The sequence below is a fragment of the Paenisporosarcina sp. P4_D4 genome (genome assembly GCF_056401835.1).
In genome coordinates this window covers 1-5,514 of sequence record NZ_JBFUIO010000121.1, presented here as the reverse complement: position 1 = coordinate 5,514, position 5,514 = coordinate 1, and the positions used below count along the sequence as shown (strand labels likewise).

Sequence of the window (5,514 nt, the reverse complement as noted above, 5' to 3'; positions counted from 1 at the left end):
CCCCTTTACGGTGCTGGTTCATTAATTTCGAAACAATTAAATTCGCTTCCTGTTGAGCGGAAGTCTTATTGGATTCCGCTATTGAATGCTTAAAGCCGATTCCCAAAGTTGTCATAATTAATATAGCTACCATCGAAACTAAGGCTAGAGCCGCTATTAATTCCACGAGTGTTATGCCGTTATTATTTTTAATATATTTGATCATGAGGTCACCTCAATATAGCCATATGTTTCACTACTCAATTGACCTCCGAGCGTATAAATTTTAAGAATGGTCTTATATAAAGAAATGGTTCCTGAAAGATCAGGCACATCGAATACTTGAATTTCGAGTTTAAATTCTTCGCCTGAATCAACTGTGCTATTAAATTTGAATGAATTGTAATCGTCTTTATTAGTTGCCGGGTCATCTGTAATTACGTGGCCATTAGTTATTGTTGTCGTTTCTTCAAATTGCAATTCAATAATAGGTTTAATCTGTTCAAAAGGAATTATTTTTGTTGAAGTATGGGGAATATATTTCCCTTTGCTCTTTTCAATAAACTCCGTAATTTCCTGCCGCGCTATATTCATCGTATCCAACTTTGTCTCCGTCTTCGCATTAAATAAAGTCATTTGTGGAAACACAGTCATGATACCCACGAAAACAATTCCCATTATGACAAGTGCTGCCAGAACTTCCACGAGTGTCAGTCCATTTTGTTTGGATTTATTTGGAAATAGTTTCATATAATTTTTCTCATTTCATGTTGTTTATACGTATTATGTATTGTTTTAGTAGAATTGTCATTATTTTTATACTATATTTACTCGCCTATTCTATCCTAGGAAAAAAGAGCTGAATAGATCAGCTCTCTTCATTATTTCACATATTCCGCAACACGATTACGTCCTTCTCGTTTCGCCCCAATATATAGCGCTCTATCCGCATTACGAATCAATGCCATGGCATCGTCACAGTCTTCTGGTGCAGTTGAGACACCGATACTTGTTGTTATGTTGACAAAGGACAGCACGGGTTCATCTTCCAGGTCTGTCCGAATTTCAAAACGCGTGGTTTCGATCTTCTCACGTAATTCTTCTGCAAGTGCTAGTGATTGTTGTTTGGAGTAGTTTGGTAAGATGATAACAAATTCTTCTCCGCCATACCTAGCAATGATCCCGGCGTCCCCAAGTTCATTTTCCAACAATCTTGCCAGTCCAAAAAGAATATCGTTTCCACTTTGATGTCCATACGTATCATTGATGGCTTTGAAGTGGTCGATGTCCATCATCAATAATGATAATTGACGAAGCTCTCCATTTAGCAATTGGCTCATATTGGTTTCGAGTTGCTGATCTAAATACCGGTAATTGTATAATTTCGTTAGGCCGCATCGTTCACTTTTAGATACTGCATCTTGTACGTATCGAGCTTTTTCAAGAGATACTGCAAAATAGGAGCATAGCAAGCTGATAATCTGAAGTTGATAAGTTTCAAATGCGTATTTTTTCCTTGAAGCTATGACCAGAATTCCTTCCATTTTTTGATTCCGACTAATTGGGACAGAAATGATGCTCTCTGTATCCGTTGGAAGAAAATCCGATCCTGACTTACGCCATTCTTTTTGTTTGTTGAAAAGAATCGACTTGTCTTTTTTATAGACAATTCCAGCTATACTTTTTAGTAATTCTTCGTGAGTTTGCAAAATTTCTACATTGATATCTTTTTCCTTCGACTTTAAGAAGTACATATTATCTTGGTCTTGGTCTATATCAATGATATAAGAATAATCAACTGGTAACATTTTGCTGATTCTTGATAAGAATAAATCGATAATTGCATCATTGCTGAGTCGATCTGCCAGCTCATGTCCTATTTCAGTCGCTTGGTTTAAGTCTTCGTTGACGCGTTCGGAATTACTGTATAAGCGGACTAGGAATGTAATGATTAAGAATGGGATACCTAATAGTAAGAATGCAACTGGTCCAACATATTCATTTAGCAAATAAAGAGTAAAGCCGAATGGGAATGTCACGACTAAACCTGCATAATCCCAAAGTGAATCTCTTCCAAAGAAGCCGGTGTGTTCTTGCTTTGTTAAAACCAGATATAAGTGCAAAATTACATGATTAGAAAAAGTATTAATGATTTGATAGAGAAAACCGAATAAAAGAATATGTTTTAACTCGATCGAACCAATATCATAGCCCATTAAAATGACAGAAACGCCACTAATGACCGATACTATGAAAAACATAAATGAGTTAAATAGTGCTCGATAGAAATCGCTGAACCCGATTTTGAGTTGTATGGCCAGTGGAATAATTGCCAATTGCATGACCAACATTTCAACAAACACTCCATATTTCAAAAATATGGCAAGGTTGATCCATTGAACTAAGAAAACGGTTGTTCCAGCTACTTTAAACGGAAAGTATGTCGTTATTATTGCCAGAGCTGTATATCCCAATAAAATTGGCCAATTAATTTCAGTAGGCTCTGCAAACTGGTAAATCGAATAAGTGCCAAATGGTACAACCAGAACCCATATGGCCCAAATCAAGCGTTGTGTTCGTTTAGAAATGTCCATATGCGCCCCTTTCAAAATGGTTCAATTTATCTAGTACTAAATACATCCTATCAAAATTAGAAAGTTTTGTCATCTTTAATATTCAAATAATTTTAAACACTTGAATAGCCTCCAAACGCAAGCTAGACAAGAGATAGAGCGAACCCGATACTATAGTCACTTGTTTTTCCGAAATTGTAATTCGCAATGATTCTAGTAGGTCTTTCGTCATTGTTACGTTAGTCGATTCGCTCATTTTCGACAAACTGATTGCGGACATTGCGCGCTCATCTTCGAAATCCACAAAAGTAAATTTTGATGAAATTTCTTCATAAATACGCAATATTTTTTTGGCATCTTTTCCTTTTATCATGCCTAAATAAAAATGAATGGGTGTATCTGGAAAGTATTCTTTCACAGTTTCAACGAGAGCACGAGCACTTGCCGGATTATGTGCTCCATCGAAATATAAATGATCTGTAATTTTTTCAAATCGTACTGGAATAAATGTTTTACTCAACCCATTTCGAAGGGTTTCTTCTTCCACTTCTACTTGGAGCGAATTGGCTACATGGAGTACAGCTCGAATCGCAAGCGCTGCATTATTTACTTGATGGGAACCTTTGAGTGGAACAATCATATTCGTGAATACATGACCTTCATTGTCTTGGTACAATCCATTCAATAAAGTGAAATCTTTATTTATTTTCCAAAGTGGAGAATTGCCTTCATTTGCTTCTTCTATAAGTACTTGTTCAGCAGGCTCTTCCATTGGACCAATGACAACTGGACGACCTGGTTTAATGATTCCCGCTTTATGAGAAGCCACTTCTTCAATTGAGTTTCCTAGAAATTGTTCATGCTCAATTGCAATACTCGGAATGACTGAAATGAGTGGAGTAATGACATTCGTGCTATCAAACCTGCCCCCCATCCCCGTTTCCAACAGTACAACATCAGGTTGAAATTGTTCGAATGCCAGAAATGCAAGAACTGTTAATAATTCAAAATCCGTCAGCATTCCGCTGAGTCCCGCTTCTTTTGCAAGACTAAAAGCCTCACTCAAGTCAATTGGTGAAATATACTCCCCATTCAGCTGAATTTGATCATGTACATCCATGAAGCAAGGCGAATAAAAACATCCCGTTTTTACTCCGTGTGCCTGAAGCATACTATTCATCATGCTGATGGTCGAACCTTTGCCGTTCGTCCCTGCAACATGGACGAATTTGAGTTTCAAGTGAGGGTTTCCTACTTTTTCTAATGCATTACGGATTGCATCCAGCCCTGGCTCAATTGTGTTTTTGCTTTCCATTTGAAAACGTTCTTTGTATTCATTAAACTTCGGAATCATAATTACATCTCCTTTCTATAAACGAGAAAAGAACCCCACCTTCATAATAAAGGCAGGGTCACATATTAAAGTACTTTCGTTTGTGCTTTTTGTTTTAAATAAGGACGAGCAAGCGACATGAAGTATAGCGAGCCGGTTACTAGAACAACATTTGACTCGTCTACTTTTACTAGAGTCTGCTCGAGTGCCTCATGCCAGTTCAAGATCAATTGTTTTTCTGGATGCTTTGTCGCTTCAAAAATATCTTTTCCAGCTGCCGCATTTTTCACATGAATTTCTGTGACAGTAATGCTTGCTGAAATTTCATCCAGCATATGAAGCACGGATGCAATGTCTTTATCTTGAAGTGCGGTAAAGACGACGTGAATATTTTTTGTCGCGTAGCGTTGCTGAATGGTTTGAATAAGCACTTCCATACCTGCCGGATTATGTGCTCCGTCTATGATGACGTTAGGTAAAACTTCTTCAAAACGCGCGGCCCAGCTAGAGGTGATTAGACCATGGCGGATACTCTCTTCAGAAATGGTAAAACCGTGATGTTTGTTCAAAAACAACGCAGCTGTAATGGCAAGCGACGCATTTTCAACTTGGTGATGCCCCATCATTTTCAGGGATATATCTACCATTTTTTCACCGTTTAATTGATAAGAAAAACTTTGTTGATTTATTTCCTGAGTTACATTTCCAATAAGAAAATCTTTATATAATTGGTAAATTGGCGCTTGTTCCAATTCGGCCTTCTGTTCGATAACCGCAACAGCCTGTTTGTCTTTCACTGCACTGATCACCGGAACGAGTGGTTTGATGATTCCCGCTTTTTCTTCAGCGATGGCTTCAAGGGTGTCGCCTAAGATTTGCGTATGATCAAGCGAAATGGACGTTAAAATTGATAGCAGTGGTGTCAGCACGTTCGTTGAATCGAATTTCCCGCCAATCCCTGTTTCAATTAAGGCAATATCCACTTTCATGTCGTTATAGTACATAAATGCAATGACCGTCAAAATTTCGAAGAAGTTCGAGCCTTCTCCAACTTGACCTTTTTGCAGAAGTGGATAGATATCGTTCATATATTGGATAAATTGTTCGTCTGTGATCATTACATCATTCATCATGATGCGTTCGTTTACTTTTTCAAGGTGAGGAGATATGAAGCTTCCGACTTGGAGGCCTTCAGCAATTAATATTTCTTTAAGAGCATTCAAAGTTGAACCTTTGCCGTTTGACCCTGCAATGTGAACAGAACGGAATCCTTTATGTGGATTCCCGAGGACCGCCAGGATGGAAGTGATACGACTTAGTCGACCATTTCGCTCCGTTTTCTGATCCATGGAATATATGTATTCAACTACTTTATCAACTGATGTAAACACATTTGGTCACTCCTCAAACTCAATACTCCCAGAACATCTGAGAATTCACTCTATTCTATCATGTTCAATTGCTGAAAAGATATGAAATTATTTCTAGTTACTAATGAAATTTTTATGCTGAGATATCTTTAAGTAACCCCCTTGAATATAGCGTGGTTACACGACAACAGCGTCTCCAACTAAAGGTTCAAATTTTCCAACTAAACGCGATATATTCCCAACTAAAGTTCCATATTTT

Annotated in this window: 5 protein-coding genes; all 5 read right to left on the bottom strand. The window is 37.7% G+C overall.

The window, feature by feature from the left end; genetic code table 11:
- Nucleotides 1-205, bottom strand: a 205-nt coding sequence (locus AC1DSL_RS15320; RefSeq protein WP_477532840.1) for a prepilin-type N-terminal cleavage/methylation domain-containing protein, incomplete at its 3' end; no start/stop codon positions are given.
- A complete protein-coding gene (locus AC1DSL_RS15315; RefSeq protein WP_477532839.1) occupies nt 202-729 on the bottom strand; it encodes a prepilin-type N-terminal cleavage/methylation domain-containing protein in 528 nt (175 codons plus the stop codon). The genes AC1DSL_RS15320 and AC1DSL_RS15315, both read right to left, overlap by 4 nt.
- Before the next feature lie 131 nt (nt 730-860).
- Entirely contained in the window at nt 861-2,573 is a 1,713-nt protein-coding gene (locus tag AC1DSL_RS15310) for a sensor domain-containing diguanylate cyclase (protein WP_477532838.1), read from the bottom strand.
- Between the two features lie 82 nt (nt 2,574-2,655).
- Complete coding sequence (locus AC1DSL_RS15305; protein ID WP_477532837.1) at nt 2,656-3,906, bottom strand: bifunctional folylpolyglutamate synthase/dihydrofolate synthase; 1,251 nt, start codon at nt 3,904-3,906, stop codon at nt 2,656-2,658.
- A gap of 65 nt (nt 3,907-3,971) precedes the next feature.
- Entirely contained in the window at nt 3,972-5,276 is a 1,305-nt protein-coding gene (locus AC1DSL_RS15300) for a bifunctional folylpolyglutamate synthase/dihydrofolate synthase (RefSeq protein ID WP_477532836.1), read from the bottom strand.
- Between the last annotated feature and the right edge of the window lie 238 nt (nt 5,277-5,514).